This window comes from Enterobacter cloacae complex sp. ECL72 (assembly GCF_019056635.1).
Taxonomy (GTDB): domain Bacteria; phylum Pseudomonadota; class Gammaproteobacteria; order Enterobacterales; family Enterobacteriaceae; genus Enterobacter; species Enterobacter hormaechei_C.
The window spans coordinates 2,240,612-2,259,935 of record NZ_CP077659.1 but is presented as its reverse complement, the minus strand read 5'-3'; the positions used below and the strand labels follow the sequence as shown (position 1 = coordinate 2,259,935).

The following is a 19,324-nucleotide window of genomic DNA, read 5'->3' as shown; positions in this document are numbered from 1 at the left end:
ACGCCCTGGAGCTGTCATGTCTTTCAGTTGTCCCCTTTGCCACGCGCCGCTGACGCGCGCGGAGAAAACGTTTATCTGTCCACAGGGACATCAGTTTGACCGGGCGAAAGAGGGCTATGTAAATCTTCTGCCGGTACAACATAAGCGCTCCCGGGACCCGGGTGACAGTGCGGAGATGATGCAGGCGCGCCGGGCGTTTCTCGATGCCGGGCACTATCAACCGCTCAGGGATGCCGTTGTCGCCTTACTCCGTCAATATCTGACAGAAGGCGCATCCGCCATGCTGGATATCGGCTGCGGCGAAGGTTACTACACCGCCACGTTTGCTGACGTGGCGGCTGAGAAGGGTGCCGAAACTTTCGGGCTGGACGTGTCGAAAGTGGCTATCCGTGCGGCAGCCAAACGCTATTCAGCGGTAACGTTCTGCGTGGCCTCCAGCCACCGCCTGCCGTTTGAGGAAGCGAGTATGGACGCCGTGGTGCGTATCTATGCGCCGTGCAAGGCAGAGGAGCTGGCGCGCGTCGTTAAGCCCGGCGGCTGGGTTATTACCGTCACGCCAGGGCCGCGTCATCTGCTGGAGCTAAAAGGGCTGATCTATGATGAAGTTCACCTGCATGCGCCGCACTCTGAACAGCTGGCGGGCTTTGCGTTAAAGCAGGCGTAGTCGGTAGCGTATGAAATGACGTTGCAGGGAAGTGAAGCGGTGGCGTTACTGCAAATGACGCCGTTTGCATGGCGGGCAAAACCAGAGGTGTGGGAAACGCTGGCAGCGCAGACAGAATTTCGCTGCCAGACGGATTTCAGCATTCATTGCTGGCAGCGCGAAGGTTAACCCGCGAAGTGTGCCCAAAGGATTTGGGCACCAATCCCGATCAACACGATACCGCCCAGAATTTCGGCTCGTTTGCCTAACAGCGGGCCAATGAACCGACCCACCATCATCCCCAGCGTTGACATGATCAGCGTGGCGCAGCCAATCGCCAGCGCGGTGGCGATAATATTGACCTGCAAAAACGCCAGACCGACACCCACGGCCATTGCATCCAGGCTGGTTGCGATGGCGGTTGTCACCAGAAGCCAGAAGCCGTGGCGTTGCAGCGGCGCATCATCTTCATCGCCGTTACCACGAAAGCCTTCAATCACCATGCGTCCGCCGAGGAACACCAGCAGCACGAAAGCAATCCAGTGATTCCACTCCAGCACGAACTGGCTGGCGAGCATCCCCAGACCCCAGCCGATAAGCGGCGTCAGCGTTTCGATAGCACCAAAGATGAGACCGGTACGCAGGGCGTCGGAAAATTTAGGTTTATGGAGGGTGGCACCTTTACCAATAGAGGCGGCAAATGCGTCCATGGACATGCCAAAAGCCAGAAGGATCGTAGCGGAGATATTCATAAGAGCGTCCAGACCGGGGATATCCATATGACACATCACTGCCCCCAGTAAACAGCAGTTGATGTATCTATGGTCTCGCCTGATCGCTTTTGGCACAGTCAGTGTGCTGAAAACGATCCGTACGCGCCACGTTTTTCAACGAGTATGTTGACACGTACATTTCCCGCAGGCAGGAAATCGGCTACTCCCCAACGACGGGCGCAACCTTAACATATTTTGAGAATATAAAACAACAACGAAGATGGCTTTATATAGCCACTATATTGATAACGATTTTCATTTAGATTTATGCGTGAAAATATCGTTAACAAATATAAGGCAATTAACAGAGGAGATATAGCACCGGCTATATTGCTGGTTTAAGAATAATGCAATATATAGCCGATGCTATAATATTAACTCATTGAGTTTTAACGAGTAATTTGTAGATCTTTTCCAGGTCATCAATATTTTTGACCCGGATGAGCAGGCGGCGTTGTTCTAATTGCATCACCAGAACCCCGTCTTCGGATAAATTCATCTCTTTAATACGGTTATATTCTATCCAGACATTAGCGAAGAAGAATCCGTGTTTTTTAAAAATGAGTTTTGGCGAGCGGATCCAGAACAGGTAAATCGCCATTAATGCCAGCGCACATAATAACCATGTGGTTAATATTGCGCCGTGGCTGGTCACATTATTGTAAATCAGGATGACTACCAGACCGGCGAAGATAAACGCATCAATGCGTCCACGGCGTAAGAGGGGAAGGGTCAGCAGCGTCTCGCCGTGGCGGCGAGGCATAATGAACTCGTCATAGATCGCGTAAGCCAGAAGGGCAACAATAAATAAAACCAGTACGGTGTCCGTGACAGTCATTCATCCTCCAGATAAAAAGACCGGGGGCAAGCCCCCGGTCGGTAACGCATTTTATTACAGACCCAGCAGGCCGACGGCGTAGCCCGCGATACCGATGACGAAGAAGCCAACGATGATCCACAGCGGGTTCACTTTCTTACGCAGCAGCCACATACAGGCGAAGGTTAGCAGCAGCGGTACCAGGCCCGGCATCAGCTGGTCCAGAATCGTCTGCACGGTGGTAACGCGCGTCTGACCATCCTGACCAGTGATCGTCGATACCACCAGCGGGATGTTCACGTGCGTCCACTTGTTAACCAGCGCCCCCATTACAAACAGGCCGAGGATTGACGCCCCCTCAGTCAGTTTTTGCAGGAAGCCGCCGCCCATATCCTTAACGATATCCACCCCTTTACGATAACCGTACGCCACGCCGTAGTAACGGGTCAGCAGACGCACCGCGTTGAACAGGATGAAGAACAGCAGAGGACCGAGCAGGCTGCCGCTCATGGCGATCCCGGCGCCCAGCGCCGCAAAGACCGGACGCACGGTACCCCAGAAGATCGGGTCGCCCACGCCTGCCAGCGGCCCCATCAGACCAACTTTGATACCGTTGATGGCACCATCGTCGATCTCAGCCCCGTTCGCACGCTGCTCTTCCATTGCCAGCGTCACGCCCAGAACAGGCGCCGCAACATAAGGATGGGTGTTGAAGAATTCCAGGTGACGCTTAATTGCCTGACGGCGTGCTTCGTTGTTTTCCGGATACAGGCGTTTGATGGCCGGCACCATGGAGAAGCAGAAGCCGAGCGCCTGCATACGTTCGAAGTTCCATGAACCCTGAAACAGGTTAGAACGGATGAACACGCCACGAATATCACCCGGAGTGAGTTTTTTCTCAGTGGTAGTTTTTGTCATATCAACCATTTCGCTCACCTGTTAGTCCAGTTCGTTATCGAGATCGTTGTTACCAGCAGCCTGCGCAGGGGCACCCGCGACACGGTTGTATTTCGGGCTGAGCTGGATATAAAGAATCGCCATCACCGCACCAATCACACCCAGCGCAACCAGGTTGAAGTTGGTGAACGCAGCGGTAACGAAGCCAAGGTAGAAGAATGGCATCAGGTAGCCTGCGCGCATCATGTTGATGACCATCGCATAACCGACCACCACGATCATACCCCCGGCGATATTCAGACCGCTGGTAACCACTTCAGGGATCGCATTCAGCATGCCCTGAACTTCGCTGGTACCGACAGAAATCGCCACGATAACCGCAGGGATTGCGATACGCATCGCTTGCAGGAACAGGGAAGAAACGTGGATCCAGGAGAGCGCGGTGAGGTTGCCGTTTTCGGCCGCCTTATCCGCCGCGTGCTGGAAGGCAACGGTAATAGTACGGACGATAATGGTCAGCACCTGACCCGCTGCGGCCAGCGGGATGGCCAGCGCGATACCGGCACCAATACTCTGATGACCAGCGATAACCAGAACGGTTGAAATAATGGACGCCAGCGCGGCATCTGGCGCAACTGCCGCACCGATGTTCATCCAGCCGAGGGCGATCATTTCCAAAGTACCACCGATGATGATACCGGTTTTCATGTCACCGAGAACGGCGCCAATCAACGTACAGGCCACCAGAGGGCGGTGGAACTGAAATTCATCAAGTACGGACTCCATACCCGCAATACATGCGACGATGAACACCAGCACAATCTGAAGAGTAGTAATCTCCATTGCACTTCTCCTATTACATAAGCTCTATATGAAAAACCGGCCCGGGCTTATTTCCCCACTTTGCCGATCAAATCCATCATTTTCAGTTTCTGGTCCGTGGAAACCTTACGGGCTTCCAGTTCGATACCGCGTGCATTCAGTTTGTTGAAGGCCTCGATATCTTTCGCATCCACTGAAATCGCGTTGTTGACCTGCGTTTTGCCCTGACGGAATGCCATACCGCCAATGTTAACGGAGGTGATTTTCACGCCGCCTTCAACAATGCGTTCGACGTCTGTCGGGTTGGTGAAGAGAAGCATCACGCGCTCACCCGCATATTTCGGGTTGTTGTAAACGCGGATCATTTTGGCGACATCCACGACGTGCGCGGTGACGCCCGGCGGTGCAACCTGGGTAAGAAGGGTTTTACGGACAGTGTCGGCGGCCACTTCGTCACTGACCACGATGATGCGTTGTACGTTGGTCTCTTTGGTCCAGCGTGTTGCCACCTGGCCGTGGATCAGACGGTCATCAATACGCGCAAGGCCGATAACCATGTAATCGTTCGGACCCATTGGCTTCGCCGGTGCTGCCGCCCTTGGTGCAGCAGGGGCAGGGGCCGGTTTTTCAACCGGCTGCGCTTTCAGCGCCTTCACGCCTTCGCGACCGGTTTCCACCGCCAGTGCCACCAGTTCATCAAAACCTGGGTTGTCGTCACGCGCCATGAAGGTTTCCACCAACATCGGGATATTCACCCCGGCGACGACTTCATAATGCTCTTTATCGACGACAATGCGGCTGGCAGCGTTGAACGGGCTGCCGCCCCATGTATCCACGAGAAACAGCACGCCTTTGCTGGTATCCAGCTTCTCAAGCTGAGCAGTGTATTTTTCAATCAGCGTCTCGGCATTTTCACCGGGAACGAAATCGATCCAGCCGACGTTTTCCTGCTCGCCCAACAGCATTTCTGCCGTTTTGAGTAACTGCTCCGCAGCCCAACCATGTGTGCCTATGACAATAGCAATGGTCACTTGCTACCTCCTTTTATTATCATGTATACGTCTGCCAGGCAGGCGTACTGAGAATCGTATTGGCGAACCGAATCGATTCAGATAAGGGTTAGAGTTCAAAAAACTAAGACTTCCGCGAATTATTTTAGATAGTGAAAAAATAATTTATGTGATGAAGATCCGTAATTTAGCTAAGCCTTACAGATTTTTCTTTAAGTTAATCCGCGTGTGTTACAGAAGTTTGCAAAGGAACGTAAATCTTTGCTAAAAACCAATTGTCTCTGATATGTTTAGCGTCCGTTTAATTATTCAGGAGTATAGGGCTACAGCCCACTATATGGACCGTCACCGACGTCAGTCATCTTCCAGGCCACTCCGCGCCTTATTCATCGGCGATCTTCGCCACGCATCGACTCTCATTCCTTTTGAAATGCCCGAAATTAGCGGGGCACCGTTTTGTCATTCCTTTAGCAGGAGCGTGTCATGGAATTCTTAATGGACCCGTCAATCTGGGTAGGCTTGCTTACGCTGGTCGTGCTGGAGATCGTTCTCGGTATTGATAACCTGGTGTTTATCGCCATCCTCGCGGATAAGCTCCCGCCGAAACAGCGTGATAAAGCCCGTCTGATCGGCCTCTCGCTGGCGCTGATCATGCGTCTGGGCTTGCTGTCTGTGATCTCGTGGATGGTTACCCTGACGAAGCCGCTGTTCACCGTCATGGATTTCACCTTCTCCGGCCGCGATTTAATCATGCTGGTGGGGGGCCTGTTCCTGCTGTTCAAAGCCACAACAGAGCTGCATGAACGGCTGGAGAACCGGCAGCACGATGATGGCCACGGTAAGGGTTACGCCAGCTTCTGGGTGGTTGTTCTCCAGATTGTGGTGCTTGATGCGGTCTTCTCTCTGGATGCGGTGATTACGGCAGTCGGCATGGTGAACCATCTGCCGGTGATGATGGCGGCGGTGGTGATTGCGATGGCGGTAATGCTGCTGGCGTCAAAACCGCTGACGCGTTTCGTCAACCAGCATCCGACGGTCGTTGTGCTGTGTCTGAGCTTCCTGCTGATGATTGGTCTGAGCCTGGTGGCAGAAGGGTTTGGCTTCCATATTCCGAAAGGCTACCTGTACGCCGCGATTGGCTTCTCGATTCTGATCGAGCTGTTTAACCAGATTGCGCGCCGTAACTTTATTAAGCAGCAGTCGAATCAGCCGCTGCGAGCCCGTACCGCAGATGCGATTCTGCGACTGATGGGTGGACGTCGTCAGGTCAACGTGCAGGCTGATAACGAGAACCGTAACCCGGTTCCGGTGCCGGAAGGCGCGTTTGTGGAAGAAGAACGCTACATGATCAACGGCGTGCTTTCGCTGGCTTCCCGCTCCCTGCGCGGCATTATGACGCCGCGCGGTGAGATCAGCTGGGTGGACGCCAACCTGAGCGTCGACGAAATTCGTCAGCAGCTGCTCTCCTCGCCACACAGTCTGTTCCCGGTCTGCCGGGGTGAGCTGGATGAGATCATCGGTGTCGTACGCGCGAAAGAGATGCTGGTGGCGCTGGAAGAGGGCGTTAACGTCGAGGCCGTAGCGGCCGCGTCGCCCGCCATCGTAGTACCGGAGACGCTGGATCCGATCAACCTGCTGGGCGTATTGCGTCGTGCCCGCGGGAGCTTTGTTATCGTCACCAATGAATTTGGTGTGGTACAGGGCCTGGTGACGCCGCTGGACGTGCTGGAAGCCATTGCCGGTGAATTCCCTGATGCGGATGAAACCCCGGAAATCGTTGCCGACGGTGACGGCTGGCTGGTGAAAGGCACCACCGACCTGCACGCGCTCTCGCACACGCTGGGCGTCGAAAACGTGGTCAATGATGATGAAGACATTGCCACCGTCGCGGGGCTGGTGATTGCCGTTAACGGGCAGATCCCGCGTATTGGTGATGTGCTGGAGCTGCCGCCGCTGCAAATTACTATCGTCGAAGCCAACGACTATCGCGTTGATATGGTGCGTATTGTTAAAGAGCACTCTGCACACGACGAAGAAGAGTAACGCTATCTAGCGTAACGGCAGTAAGGGCACGATGTGTCCGTTGTGGCGGGCTGGCGGAGAGTGACTTTCCGCCAGCCATTTCGGAAACTCGCGCAGCGGCATTGGCCGCGCATACAAGTACCCCTGCAAAATATGTACGCTGTGACGGCGCAGGTAGCGTGACTGCTCCTCGGTTTCCACCCCTTCCGCAACCAGTTCAATATTCAGCCGCTGACCCAGCGCAATAATAATATCCGTTACCGTTGAGTTCACGGCGTCGGTGCCGATCGCGGTGGTGAAGGATTTATCAATTTTCAGCACATCCGGATGCAGTTTTTCTAGCCATGAAAGTGAGCTGTTGCCGGTACCAAAGTCATCAATCGCAAGTTTCACCCCTTTGCGGTGCAGCTCCCGCACGATGCGGTAATCCACATCCAGCAACGCATCGCGTTCGGTTAACTCCACGATCAACTGTTGAACAGGGCTGGCGTTAAACCAGATGCGGTTGAGATCCTGGATCAGCGCAGCGCGGCGAAAATGGCTGGCGGCCACGTTAATGCCGATATGGAAATCGCGCGAGGCCGGGAAATAGCCTATCTGCCGCACCGTTTCGCTGATGACGTAGCGGGTAAGCGGAACAATCAGGTTATGTTCTTCGGCCAGAGGGATAAAGACATCGGGCGAAATCCATCCCTGACGCGGGTTGTTCCAGCGCAGGAGGATCTCGACGCCGACGCATTCCCGGGTGCGGGCATTCACCAGCGGCTGGCAGAAGAGCTCAAACTCCCTGGCCGCAATTCCCATATTGATTTCCCAGGTGAAACTGATGCGCCGCGCGGTGGCGAGCCAGGCGATATAGCCCATCAGTAAGCTGAGCATTAACGCCAGCGGCAGCTGGGTGGGCAGATTTTTTAACGCCATTTCGCCAGGCCCGGGGCCACTCACCGTGACGCTGAAAGGGTAATGCTGTGACGATTGTTCCAGCAGGGAGGCGTTTTCATCGAAGGTCGGCGTAGTCGTCACCTGTTGCCCGTCGCGGAGGAAGTTATCTCCTACTCTCAGGACAACGTCGGTGATCTGCGGCCGCTGCGGCTCGAGAATCATTTTAGTGATGAGATCGATATTCACCACCTCCATCACCCCGTCGTTGCCGTCGCTCGCGAGGGGAGACCACTGAATCAGTACCGGGCTGCCTTTTACCAGCCACCGATCGGTCAGCAGCAACAGCCTGGATTCACTGACCGGCAGCTCCGGCACAAACTCACTGACGGGCACATTACGGCTGCCAAAGACGCTTGAGCAATACAGTATTCCGTCTTGAATGAGGGCGATGGAGCGTACGGTCTGGAGGATCGCCGCCTGTTTTCGCAGGATCAGATTTGCTTCGGAACAGGGTATGCCAACCAGTGAAAGTAGCGTTTCCCGCTGGGCCTCTAACGAAAGAAGCACCTTATCAAGCGCACGCACGGTGTGGTGGGTAAAGTCGTGGATCCGATCCTGATTTATGTTGCGCTGTGAAATAAAGCGAATACCCAGCGTCAGGACGAGCGTAACGAGCGCAACCGTGACACAGACGATAACGCGTTTTCGGCGATAGTCTTTAATGATCGTTTGTGCAGTTTGCATGAACGGTCGCCTGTTAAGCACCGGCCGGAAAAGCCAGACGCAACAGTGACAGTGTAGTGGGGAATACGTGAAGCGACGAGACGAGAGGGGAAAATTCGCCCATCCGTTGCAGATGGGCGAAAGGAAGGCTTAGTCGCACTGCACCTTAATGGCCAGACCGCCGCGCGAGGTCTCACGGTACTTCGCGTTCATGTCCTTGCCGGTTTCGTACATGGTTTCAATAACCTTATCCAGCGACACGCGTGGCTCGCTGGTACGGCGCATCGCCATACGCGAGGCGTTGATCGCTTTGACGGAGGCGATGGCGTTACGCTCAATGCACGGCACCTGCACCTGACCGGCAACCGGGTCACAGGTCAAGCCGAGGTTGTGCTCCATGCCGATTTCCGCCGCCACGCACACCTGCTCAGGGCTTGCGCCCAGCAGTTCCGCCAGACCCGCTGCCGCCATGGAGCAGGCCACGCCCACTTCACCCTGACAGCCCACTTCAGCGCCGGAGATGGACGCATTCATCTTGTACAGCGCGCCGATAGCGCCTGCCGCGAGGAAATAACGGATGTAGATGTCCGGCGTCACGGGCTCAATAAAGTGATCGTAATAGGCCAGCACCGCCGGAACGATACCGCACGCGCCGTTGGTTGGCGCGGTCACCACGCGGCCCCCTGCGGCGTTCTCTTCGTTCACCGCCAGAGCAAACATGTTCACCCAGTCGACCACGTTCATTGGGTCATTGGAGAACTTGTCGGTAGTGACCAGCATGCGGCGCAGCGCAGAGGCACGACGCGGTACGCGCAGTGGCCCAGGCAGAACGCCTTCGGTGTTCATCCCGCGGTCAATACAGGCGCGCATGGTTTGCCACACGTTAGCAAAATAGTCTTCGATCTCTTTCTTACTGTGCAGCGCCAGTTCGTTCTGCATCACCATGCCTGACAGGGACAGACCGGTCTCTTTGCAGTAGCCCAGCATCTCGGTGGCCGATTTAAACGGATAGGGCACATTGACGTCGCCCGCGCTCTCTTTACCAAAGTGTTCTTCGTCAACGATAAAGCCGCCGCCTATGGAGTAGTAAGTTTTGCTGTAGATCTCTTTTTCGCCACTCCAGGCGTGGATGGTCATGCCGTTTTCATGCAGCGGCAGGTTGTCGCTACGAAAACGCATCCCGTCATCCTGCGGGAAGTCCACTTCGTGCTGGCCGTTAGCCAGCAGCAAACGACCGCGCGTTTCCACGTCGCGGATAAATGCCGGAATGGCATCAATATCAACTGTGTCCGGCATATTGCCCGCCAGACCCATAATAATGGCGATATCGGTGTGGTGGCCTTTACCCGTTAATGACAGTGAACCGTAAACGTCTACGGCGACACGAGTAACGCTTTCCAGTAATCCTTCTTCGACCAGATCATCGACGAACTGTTTACCGGCCTTCATCGGCCCTACAGTGTGGGAAGAAGATGGACCAATCCCCACTTTGAACATGTCGAATATACTAATCACTTTCACACTCCTGACAGGGTTACTGGGGTTCCAGTAACGATGTTATAACTGCGCATAGTGTAAGAGGGAACACCAACCTCGGCTTAACTATTCACATGAATTAAACTAATGGTTAACGATGGTTTTGCTAATAGCGCGACGCCGATCGCAAACCTGCCAGAAAAGGGTGGAATGTAAAGTATAGTCAAGGCTTCAGGCCGATTTGCAGGGCCAGCTCACGAATGATGCCTGCCGTCATGCCCCAGACAAAATAATGCTGATACCACGACAGCCAGACCCGATGATCGTGTCCGCGGCGGTGAATATCCAGCGGGTGATAGCGACCCAGACGAAGGGCCTCTTCCAGCGGCATTTCGAATACCGCTGAAACTTCATCGACGCTGGCGTGATACTGAAGATCGGGCGGAATAATGCCAACGACCGGCGTGACCTGAAAACCGGTTACGCTGTCCACTGGCGGCAGCACGCCGATCACCTCGACCGCCTCCGGGGGGATCGCCACTTCCTCATGCGCTTCGCGCAGTGCGGCGGCAATCAGGGATGCATCGGTGCTGTCCACCGCGCCGCCCGGGAACGCAACCTGACCGGCGTGTTTTCGCATATGCGGTGAGCGCTGGGTAAGCAACAGACCCGGCTGCTCACGACGCACGACCGGGATCAGCACCGCCGCCTGACGTTGATTCAGCGTGGCGCGGTTAACCTGGGGCCGCAGAAGCTGAAAGCGCGACAGAAAATCATCCAGCGTCAGGTTGTCTTTCTTCACCGTGAGTTCTCCAGTTGTTTCAGGATACGATTCACTTTATCAAAGGTTTCCTGATATTCCGCCTCCGCCTGGCTGTCGGCCACAATGCCACCGCCTGCGGAACAGTACAGGTTACCGTCGCAGGCCGTCAGGGTGCGAATAGTGATGCTAGTATCCATGGTGCCGCACAGACTCACATAGCCGATGCTGCCGCACCAGGCGTTGCGGCGATGCGGTTCCAGTTCGTCGATGATCTCCATCGCCCGGACCTTCGGCGCGCCGGTAATGGAGCCGCCCGGAAACGCGGCGCGGAGCAGATCGCAGGCGGTTCGCGAGGCCGGCAGACGTGCGGTGATGGTGCTGACCAGATGATGCACCGCCGGGAATGGCTCCACGACGAACAGCTCCGGCACGCGCACGCTGCCCGGCTCGGCGACGCGGCCAATATCATTGCGCATCAGATCGACAATCATCAGGTTTTCAGCGCGATCTTTCGGCGAGGCCGCCAGCGTCTCCGCCTGCTGACGGTCGGCGTCGGCATCGGCAAGGCGCGGCAGGGTGCCCTTTATCGGGCGGGTCTGAATCATACCGTCAGCCAGGTGAATAAAACGCTCAGGCGAAAGGCTGAGGATGGCGCCGTGTTCAAGGCGTAAAAATGCACTGAACGGGGCCTTATTGCTGGCATTGAGGCGGGTAAACGCCTGCCATTCGTCTCCCTCGTATGCCGCCTGGAAACGCTGGGCGAGGTTGACCTGATAACAGTCGCCGCTGTGAAGATACGCCTGCACGCGGGAGAATTTTTCCGCGTATTCCTCCGCGCTCATGTTCGAGCGCCAGCCGGAGGTTAGCATAAAGCGTTCCGGGGCGGCGGGCCGTTGCGCCTCAAGCCAGGCCAGACGCGCCTGCACGTCCCGGTGGCTTAGCAGAGAAACCGTCTGCTTACGGTGATCCACGATCAGCGCCCAGTCATAGAGCCCCACCGCCATATCCGGCAGGGAAATATCCGCCTGCGCATGCTCGGGCAGCTTTTCGAAACGGCGACCCAGATCGTAACCAAACAGGCCCAGCGCGCCCCCCTGGAAAGGCAGATCCGGATCCGGTGTGGCAGATAAGCCCAGAGCATGGATCTCGTTCTGAAGCCGCATCAGCGGATCGTCCGTTGGCGACAGCGCATCGGTCGTCAGCGTTTTAACCGGGTCGGCCACCAGAATATCAAAGCGGCTGTAGGGGTGATCCGCATGCCCTGAGTGCAGCAGCATGGCAAAAGGAAGGTGGCTCAGACGGGCAAACCAGAACTCGGCGGCGTCTGCACGCCAGGGCAAGGTCATAACAGTGGGGAAGCGCATGTTCATGTATGGCATACTACCGGGCAGCGTGAAATAATTAGCGCGAATAATTTAGCAGGAGTTAACGATGTTTGCAGGTTTACCTTCTCTCAGCCATGACCAACAGCAGAAAGCCGTTGAACGTATTCAGGAGCTGATGTCCCAGGGGATGAGCAGCGGACAGGCAATTTCCCAGGTCGCGGAAGAACTTCGCGCCACCCATACCGGCGAGCGGATCGTGGCGCGCTTTGAGGATGAAGATGAAGAATAACCGGCTTACACTGCCGCGATAATCTTGATCTCAACCTTATATTCCGGTTTCATCAGCGTGGCCTGTACGGTGCAGCGTACAGGCGCGTGACCCGCCACCACCCACGCATCCCAGGCTTTATTCATCGCCGCGAAATCGTCTTTATTCGCCAGAAAAATCGTCGCATCCAGAATGCGGGATTTATCGCTGCCCTGTTTTTCCAGTACGGCGTCGATCTGCGCCAGGGTGTTGGCGGTCTGCTCGAAGGCGTCAGCGTCCAGATTGGCAGGGACGCCGGTGTAGTACAGCGTCTGGTTGTGGATCACCACGTCAGACCAGCGGGCTTCGGCATCAATGCGCGTAATTGTCATAAACGTATCCTCGTTATCTTTCGTCGTCAGGCGGCAAGACTGCCATAATGTTCCGCCGTCGTCACTATTTGGGGTGGCACCGGAGAGAAGGGGCTGACATAATCCCTGTGCAAAAATACAGTGAGAGAACACCGTGGCAGACGATTTTTCCCCAGAAGGTCAGTTAGCACAGGCTATTCCCGGCTTTAAACCGCGCGAACCCCAACGTCAGATGGCGCATGCCGTCGCGCACGCCATCGACAAGGCGCAGCCGCTGGTCGTGGAGGCCGGCACCGGTACGGGGAAAACGTATGCTTACCTCGCTCCTGCGCTGCGGGCGAAAAAAAAGGTGATCATCTCTACGGGATCAAAAGCGCTCCAGGATCAGCTCTACAGCCGCGATTTACCCACGGTGGCGAAAGCGCTGAAATACAAAGGGCGTCTGGCCTTGCTGAAAGGGCGTTCTAACTACCTGTGTCTGGAGCGTCTTGAACAGCAGGCGCTGGCGGGCGGCGACCTGCCGGTACAAACCCTGAGCGATGTGATCGTCCTGCGCGCCTGGGCCAACCAGACGGAGGAGGGGGACATCAGCACCTGCGCGAGCGTGCCGGAAGACTCCCCGGCCTGGCCGCTGGTGACCAGCACCAATGACAACTGCCTCGGCAGCGACTGCCCGCTGTATAAGGACTGTTTTGTGGTGAAAGCGCGTAAAACCGCGATGGACGCCGACGTGGTGGTGGTGAACCATCACCTGTTTCTTGCGGATATGGTGGTCAAAGACAGTGGTTTCGGCGAGCTGATCCCGGAGGCGGAGGTGATGATCTTCGATGAAGCCCATCAGCTACCGGACATCGCCAGCCAGTATTTTGGTCAGTCGCTCTCCAGCCGTCAGCTTCAGGATCTGGCGAAAGATATTACCATTGCCTATCGCACCGAACTCAAAGATACCCAGCAGTTGCAGAAGTGCGCGGACCGCCTGGCGCAATGCGCACAGGATTTCCGCTTACAGCTTGGCGAGCCGGGCTATCGCGGCAACCTGCGCGAACTGCTCGCAGACAAAAATATCCAGCGCGCGCTGCTGCTGCTCGATGATGCCCTTGAACTCTGTTACGACGTGGCGAAGCTGTCCCTCGGACGTTCAGCGCTGCTGGACGCCGCTTTCGAGCGCGCCACGCTCTACCGTGGGCGGCTGAAGCGGCTGAAAGAGATCAACCAGCCGGGCTATAGCTACTGGTACGAATGTACCTCGCGCCACTTCACCCTGGCGCTCACGCCGCTGACCGTTGCTGATAAATTCAAAGAGGTGATGGCGCAAAAGCCCGGCACCTGGGTCTTTACCTCGGCCACGCTGTCGGTCAATGACGATCTGCACCACTTTACCGAGCGCCTCGGCATTGAGCAGGCGGAATCCCTGCTTCTGCCGAGCCCGTTCGACTATGAGAAACAGGCGCTGCTGTGCGTGCCGCGCAATCTGCCGCTGCCTAACCAGCCGGGCGCGGCGCGCCATCTGGCGGCCATGCTGAAGCCGATGATTGAGGCCAACAACGGGCGCTGCTTTATGCTCTGCACCTCACACGCCATGATGCGCGATCTGGCCGAGCAGTTCCGCGCCACCATGACGCTACCGGTGCTGTTGCAGGGGGAAACCAGCAAAGGCCAGCTGCTCCAGCAGTTTGTCAGCGCCGGTAATGCCCTGCTGGTGGCGACCAGCAGCTTCTGGGAAGGGGTGGACGTGCGCGGCGATACGCTCTCGCTGGTGATTATCGATAAGCTGCCGTTCACATCGCCGGACGATCCGCTCCTGAAAGCGCGCATGGAGGATTGCCGTCTGCGCGGGGGCGATCCGTTCGACGACGTCCAGCTGCCGGACGCGGTCATCACGCTTAAACAGGGGGTAGGGCGACTGATCCGCGACGTCACCGACCGCGGGGTGCTGGTGATCTGCGACAACCGCCTGGTGATGCGTCCCTACGGCGCCACCTTCCTCGCCAGCCTGCCGCCCGCGCCGCGCACGCGGGATATTAAACGCGCGGTCCGCTTCCTGGCGAACCCGACGGCGGAGTAATTCTTCCCGGAGTGTGTTAAGATGCGCGCCATTTTGTGACTGACCATTGCGAGAGCGCGACGACTGATGCGAATTCTGGCTATTGATACCGCGACAGAGGCCTGTTCCGTTGCCCTGTGGAACGACGGTACGACTTTTGCTCATTTCGAAGAGTGCCCACGGGAACACACCCAACGTATTCTGCCCCTGGTAAAAACCATTTTAACCGAGGGCAACACCGCCCTGACTGACCTCGACGCGCTGGCCTACGGCCGTGGTCCGGGCAGCTTTACGGGCGTACGTATCGGGATTGGCATTGCGCAGGGGCTGGCGCTGGGCGCTGACCTGCCGATGATCGGCGTCTCAACGCTTGCGACCATGGCTCAGGGCGCCTGGCGCATGACCGGCGCCACCCGCGTGCTGGCTGCGATTGATGCCCGCATGGGGGAAGTCTACTGGGCGGAGTACACCCGTGACGAAAACGGCGTCTGGCACGGCGAAGAGACGGAAGCGGTGCTTAAACCTGAAGCCGTCACCGGGCGCCTGAAGCAGCTCTCCGGTGAGTGGGCGACGGTCGGAACCGGCTGGCCGGCATGGCCTGAGATGGCGAAGGACACCGGCCTTACGCTGGTGGACGGTAACATGCTCCTGCCTGCCGCCGAAGATATGCTGCCGATTGCCTGTCAGCTGCTTGCCGCAGGAAAAACCGTGGCGGTTGAACATGCTGAACCGGTTTATTTACGAAACACCGTCGCGTGGAAGAAACTTCCTGGCCGCGAGTGAATCTCAGTAACAGGAACTGAGAAAAAGGAGTCGCATCATGGCGGTTCAGACTAAAGTTGTACGCTTTCTTATGGCAGGCGCGGTTGCCATAGCACTGAGCGGGTGCGTCACCGTTCCTGATGCGATCAAGGGCACCAGCCCGACGCCACAGCAGGATCTGGTACGCGTGATGAATGCCCCGGAGCTGTATGTCGGGCAGGAAGCGCGGTTTGGCGGCAAGGTGGTTGAAGTGATAAACCAGCAGGGTAAAACCCGACTGGAGATTGCCACTGTCCCGCTGGACGACGGCGCGCGGCCTGTTCTGGGTGAAGCCTCGCGCGGGCGGATCTACGCTGACGTCAGCGGCTTCCTCGATCCGGTAGATTTCCGCGGGCAGCTGGTAACCGTCGTCGGGCCGATTACCGGTTCGGTGGCGGGGAAAATCGGCAATACGCCATACAAATTTATGACCATGCAGGTGAACGGCTACAAACGCTGGCGTATCGCCCAGCAGGTGGTGATGCCGCCACAGCCAATCGATCCGTGGATGTGGGGACCGCATCCGTATCGATACAGCTACGGTGGCTGGGGTTGGTACAATCCAGGCCCTGCACAGGTTCAAACAATCGTAACTGAGTAACTTACTGTTATTGTTAGGAAAGAGACAGCGGCTCAGCCGCTGTCTCTGTTTTTTTACGGATAAAACGAAAAAAAAGAGTGACGCGCTTCGCAACCTGCAATCTGAACAATTAATAAACTGGTACGCTGAGTTAATATAATGTTAACAAACTGTTTATTATCGGGGCTGTGATGACGACGAACACTCATTTCAGAGGTGATGCATTGAAAAAGGTTTGGCTTAACCGTTATCCCGCGGATGTTCCTGCGGAGATCAATCCTGACCGTTATCAATCCCTGATTGAATTATTTGAACACTCGGTACGGCGTTACGCTGACCAGCCTGCATTTGTGAATATGGGTGAAGTGATGACCTTCCGTAAGCTGGAAGAGCGCAGCCGGGCGTTTGCAGCCTATTTACAGGAAGGGTTGGGCTTGCAGAAAGGGGATCGCGTCGCGCTGATGATGCCAAACCTGCTGCAATACCCGGTGGCGCTGTTCGGGATCCTCAGGGCAGGGATGATCGTGGTTAACGTTAACCCGCTCTATACCCCGCGCGAGCTGGAACATCAGTTGAATGACAGCGGCGCGGCGGCGATTGTGATTGTCTCCAACTTTGCCCACACGCTGGAAAAAGTCGTTGAAAGAACCCAGGTTAAACACGTCATCCTGACGCGCATGGGCGACCAGCTCTCTACCGCGAAAGGTACGCTGGTCAACTTTGTCGTTAAATACGTTAAGCGGCTGGTGCCGAAATACCACCTGCCGGATGCCATCTCTTTCCGCCGCGCCCTGCATGCGGGCTACCGGATGCAGTACGTGAAGCCGGAGATCGTGTCCGAGGATCTGGCATTTCTGCAATACACGGGCGGTACCACCGGCGTGGCGAAAGGGGCGATGCTGACCCATCGAAATATGCTGGCGAACCTTGAGCAGGTTAATGCCACCTACGGGCCGCTGCTGCACCCGGGCAAGGAGCTGGTGATCACCGCGCTTCCGCTGTATCACATTTTTGCGCTGACCATGAACTGCCTGCTGTTTATTGAGCTTGGCGGTCAAAACGTATTGATCACCAACCCGCGCGACATTCCGGGGCTGGTCAAAGAGCTGGCGAAATACCCGTTCACCGCCATGACCGGCGTGAACACCCTGTTTAACGCGCTGCTTAACAATAAAGAGTTCCAGCAGCTCGATTTCTCCACGCTGCACCTCTCTGCGGGTGGCGGGATGCCGGTTCAGCAGGCGGTTGCCGAGCGCTGGGTGAAACTCACCGGGCAGTATCTACTGGAAGGCTATGGCCTGACGGAGTGCGCCCCGCTGGTCAGCGTTAACCCGCATGATATCGACTATCACAGCGGCAGTATCGGTCTGCCGGTCCCGTCGACGGAAGCAAAACTGGTGGATGATGAGGATAACGAAGTGCCTCACGGTGAGCCAGGGGAGCTGTGCGTCAGAGGGCCGCAGGTGATGCTGGGCTACTGGCAACGTCCGGATGCCACGGATGAGATCATCAAAGACGGCTGGCTGCACACGGGCGACATCGCGGTGATGGATGACGAAGGCTTCCTGCGCATCGTCGATCGCAAGAAAGACATGATCCTGGTGTCAGGGTTCAACGTCTATCCGAACGAAATCGAAGACGTGGTGATGCAGCACAGCGGCGTGCTGGAAGTGGCGGCGGTGGGCGTTCCCTCCGGCAGCAGCGGTGAAGCGGTGAAGATATTTGTGGTCAAGAAAGATCCTTCTCTGACCGAGGATGCGCTGATAACGTTTTGTCGCCGTCAGCTGACGGGCTATAAAGTGCCGAAGCTGGTGGAATTTCGGGATGAGCTGCCGAAATCCAACGTCGGGAAGATATTACGACGAGAATTACGTGACGAAGCCCGTGCCAAAGTGGACAATAAGGCCTGAGCTTCACGTTAATCGCCCAGACGCCGGTTAAGCCGGCGTTTTTTATGGGCGCAAACAAAAGAGAGTCCGATTTGAATTACCAGATGATCACTACCAACGACGAGCTGGCTTCGCTGTGCGAGGTGACGCGTGAATTTCCCGCTATCGCCCTGGATACGGAATTTGTCCGCACCCGAACGTACTATCCGCAGCTGGGTCTGATTCAGATGTATGACGGCAAACACGTGTCGTTGATTGACCCCCTCGGCATTACCGACTGGGCGCCAATGCGCGAGCTGTTGCTGGATACCGCCGTGACCAAATATCTGCACGCGGGCAGTGAAGATCTGGAAGTCTTTCTCAACACCTTTGGCATCATGCCGCAGCCGCTGATTGATACCCAGATCCTCGCGGCGTTCAGCGGTCGTCCGCTCTCCTGGGGCTTCGCCGCGATGGTGGAAGAGTACACCGGTCTGACGCTGGATAAGAGCGAATCGCGTACCGACTGGCTCGCGCGTCCGCTGACGGCGCGTCAGCTTGAATACGCCGCGGCAGACGTCTTTTACCTGCTACCGATTGCCGGCCAGCTCATGAAAGAGGCTGAGGCGTCCGGTTGGCTGTCTGCCGCACTGGACGAGTGCCGCATGACGCAGCAGCGTCGTCAGGAAGTGGTTGATCCGAAAGAAGCCTGGCGTGACATCACCAACGCCTGGCAGCTGCGCACCCGTCAACTGGCCTGTCTGCAATTGCTGGCTGACTGGCGTCTGCGTAAAGCGCGTGAGCGCGATCTGGCGGTTAACTTCGTGGTGCGTGAAGAACACCTGTGGGCGGTGGCGCGCTATATGCCGGGTAGCCTTGGTGAACTGAACAGCATTGGCCTTTCCGGAAGTGAGATCCGTTTCCACGGTAAAACGCTGCTCGCGCTGGTAGAGAAAGCTCAGCAGCTGCCGGAGGACGCACTGCCAGAACCGCTGCTTAACCTGATGGATATGCCGGGCTACCGCAAGGCGTTCAAAGATATCAAAGCGCTGGTGCAGACGGTGGCGGGGGAAAGCAAACTGAGTGCCGAACTGCTGGCTTCACGTCGTCAGATTAACCAGCTGCTGAACTGGCACTGGAAGTTGAAACCGCAAAATGGTTTACCGGAACTGGTCGCCGGATGGCGGGGGGAACTGATGGCCGAACGCCTGAATACCCTGCTGGAAGGGTATCCGCGCTAAAGAATTGTAGCCCCGGTAA

18 protein-coding genes, 1 pseudogene and 1 riboswitch are annotated in these 19,324 nt (G+C 56.6%); of the genes and pseudogenes, 9 read left to right on the top strand and 10 right to left on the bottom strand.

Annotated elements, in window-relative coordinates:
- Positions 1-16: 16 nt before the first annotated feature.
- Positions 17-832: pseudogene (rlmA, locus tag KTH07_RS10985) on the top strand (23S rRNA (guanine(745)-N(1))-methyltransferase).
- Here rlmA and mntP read toward each other — a convergent pair.
- From mntP to manX, 5 genes are all read right to left on the bottom strand, one after another.
- Positions 829-1,395: a manganese efflux pump MntP gene (gene mntP / locus KTH07_RS10980; RefSeq protein WP_023296797.1), complete on the bottom strand. Its 567-nt coding sequence runs from the start codon at positions 1,393-1,395 to the stop codon at positions 829-831. The pseudogene rlmA and the gene mntP overlap by 4 nt on opposite strands.
- A 1-nt stretch (position 1,396) precedes the next feature.
- A riboswitch (yybP-ykoY riboswitch) is annotated at positions 1,397-1,597 on the bottom strand.
- 198 nt (positions 1,598-1,795) lie between these two features.
- Positions 1,796-2,254, bottom strand: coding sequence for a DUF986 family protein (locus KTH07_RS10975; RefSeq protein WP_015570303.1), 459 nt, complete (start codon positions 2,252-2,254; stop codon positions 1,796-1,798).
- Between the two features lie 54 nt (positions 2,255-2,308).
- Positions 2,309-3,160 (bottom strand): PTS mannose transporter subunit IID, encoded by an 852-nt coding sequence (locus tag KTH07_RS10970; protein WP_006810994.1) that lies wholly within the window; start codon positions 3,158-3,160, stop codon positions 2,309-2,311.
- A gap of 12 nt (positions 3,161-3,172) precedes the next feature.
- On the bottom strand, positions 3,173-3,973 hold the full coding sequence (gene manY / locus KTH07_RS10965) for a PTS mannose transporter subunit IIC (RefSeq protein WP_003859914.1): 801 nt from the start codon (positions 3,971-3,973) through the stop codon (positions 3,173-3,175).
- 47 nt (positions 3,974-4,020) lie between these two features.
- Positions 4,021-4,983 (bottom strand): PTS mannose transporter subunit IIAB, encoded by a 963-nt coding sequence (gene manX / locus KTH07_RS10960; protein WP_017384327.1) that lies wholly within the window; start codon positions 4,981-4,983, stop codon positions 4,021-4,023.
- Positions 4,984-5,248: 265 nt separating this feature from the next.
- Between manX and KTH07_RS23610 the strand changes: the two genes are divergently transcribed.
- Both KTH07_RS23610 and yoaE read left to right on the top strand, forming a co-directional pair.
- Entirely contained in the window at positions 5,249-5,458 is a 210-nt protein-coding gene (locus KTH07_RS23610) for a hypothetical protein (protein ID WP_077266479.1), read from the top strand.
- Positions 5,446-7,005, top strand: a complete 1,560-nt coding sequence (gene yoaE, locus KTH07_RS10955; RefSeq protein WP_006810992.1) for a CNNM family cation transport protein YoaE — start codon at positions 5,446-5,448, stop codon at positions 7,003-7,005. Before KTH07_RS23610 ends, yoaE begins: the two co-directional genes overlap by 13 nt.
- 6 nt (positions 7,006-7,011) lie before the next feature.
- Here the strand turns inward: yoaE and KTH07_RS10950 are convergent, their stop codons facing one another.
- The 4 genes from KTH07_RS10950 to pabB form a co-directional block, all read right to left on the bottom strand.
- Entirely contained in the window at positions 7,012-8,610 is a 1,599-nt protein-coding gene (locus KTH07_RS10950; RefSeq protein ID WP_015570305.1) for an EAL domain-containing protein, read from the bottom strand.
- Positions 8,611-8,739: 129 nt separating this feature from the next.
- On the bottom strand, positions 8,740-10,104 hold the full coding sequence (gene sdaA / locus KTH07_RS10945) for an L-serine ammonia-lyase (protein ID WP_063161933.1): 1,365 nt from the start codon (positions 10,102-10,104) through the stop codon (positions 8,740-8,742).
- Positions 10,105-10,288: 184 nt separating this feature from the next.
- Positions 10,289-10,867 (bottom strand): CoA pyrophosphatase, encoded by a 579-nt coding sequence (locus KTH07_RS10940; RefSeq protein ID WP_017384324.1) that lies wholly within the window; start codon positions 10,865-10,867, stop codon positions 10,289-10,291.
- Positions 10,864-12,198 carry an aminodeoxychorismate synthase component 1 gene (gene pabB, locus KTH07_RS10935; RefSeq protein ID WP_017384323.1) on the bottom strand — a complete coding sequence of 445 codons (1,335 nt, stop codon included), beginning with the start codon at positions 12,196-12,198 and terminating at the stop codon, positions 10,864-10,866. Before pabB ends, KTH07_RS10940 begins: the two co-directional genes overlap by 4 nt.
- A gap of 61 nt (positions 12,199-12,259) precedes the next feature.
- Between pabB and KTH07_RS10930 the strand changes: the two genes are divergently transcribed.
- Complete coding sequence (locus KTH07_RS10930) at positions 12,260-12,442, top strand: YoaH family protein (protein ID WP_003859925.1); 183 nt, start codon at positions 12,260-12,262, stop codon at positions 12,440-12,442.
- 5 nt (positions 12,443-12,447) lie between these two features.
- Here KTH07_RS10930 and KTH07_RS10925 read toward each other — a convergent pair whose 3' ends face one another.
- The gene (locus tag KTH07_RS10925) at positions 12,448-12,792 is read right to left on the bottom strand and encodes a RidA family protein (RefSeq protein ID WP_003859927.1); all 345 of its coding nucleotides are present in this window, start codon (positions 12,790-12,792) and stop codon (positions 12,448-12,450) included.
- Positions 12,793-12,925: 133 nt separating this feature from the next.
- Between KTH07_RS10925 and KTH07_RS10920 the strand changes: the two genes are divergently transcribed.
- From KTH07_RS10920 to rnd, 5 genes are all read left to right on the top strand, one after another.
- Positions 12,926-14,836, top strand: coding sequence for an ATP-dependent DNA helicase (locus KTH07_RS10920; protein WP_023303884.1), 1,911 nt, complete (start codon positions 12,926-12,928; stop codon positions 14,834-14,836).
- Positions 14,837-14,902: 66 nt separating this feature from the next.
- Positions 14,903-15,598 carry a tRNA (adenosine(37)-N6)-threonylcarbamoyltransferase complex dimerization subunit type 1 TsaB gene (tsaB, locus tag KTH07_RS10915; RefSeq protein ID WP_015570308.1) on the top strand — a complete coding sequence of 232 codons (696 nt, stop codon included), beginning with the start codon at positions 14,903-14,905 and terminating at the stop codon, positions 15,596-15,598.
- A gap of 37 nt (positions 15,599-15,635) precedes the next feature.
- The gene (locus KTH07_RS10910) at positions 15,636-16,217 is read left to right on the top strand and encodes a Slp family lipoprotein (RefSeq protein WP_032619526.1); all 582 of its coding nucleotides are present in this window, start codon (positions 15,636-15,638) and stop codon (positions 16,215-16,217) included.
- A 203-nt stretch (positions 16,218-16,420) separates the two neighbouring features.
- Positions 16,421-18,106 carry a long-chain-fatty-acid--CoA ligase FadD gene (gene fadD, locus KTH07_RS10905; protein ID WP_017693264.1) on the top strand — a complete coding sequence of 562 codons (1,686 nt, stop codon included), beginning with the start codon at positions 16,421-16,423 and terminating at the stop codon, positions 18,104-18,106.
- A gap of 83 nt (positions 18,107-18,189) precedes the next feature.
- Positions 18,190-19,305: a ribonuclease D gene (rnd, locus tag KTH07_RS10900; protein ID WP_160863030.1), complete on the top strand. Its 1,116-nt coding sequence runs from the start codon at positions 18,190-18,192 to the stop codon at positions 19,303-19,305.
- Positions 19,306-19,324 lie beyond the last annotated feature (19 nt).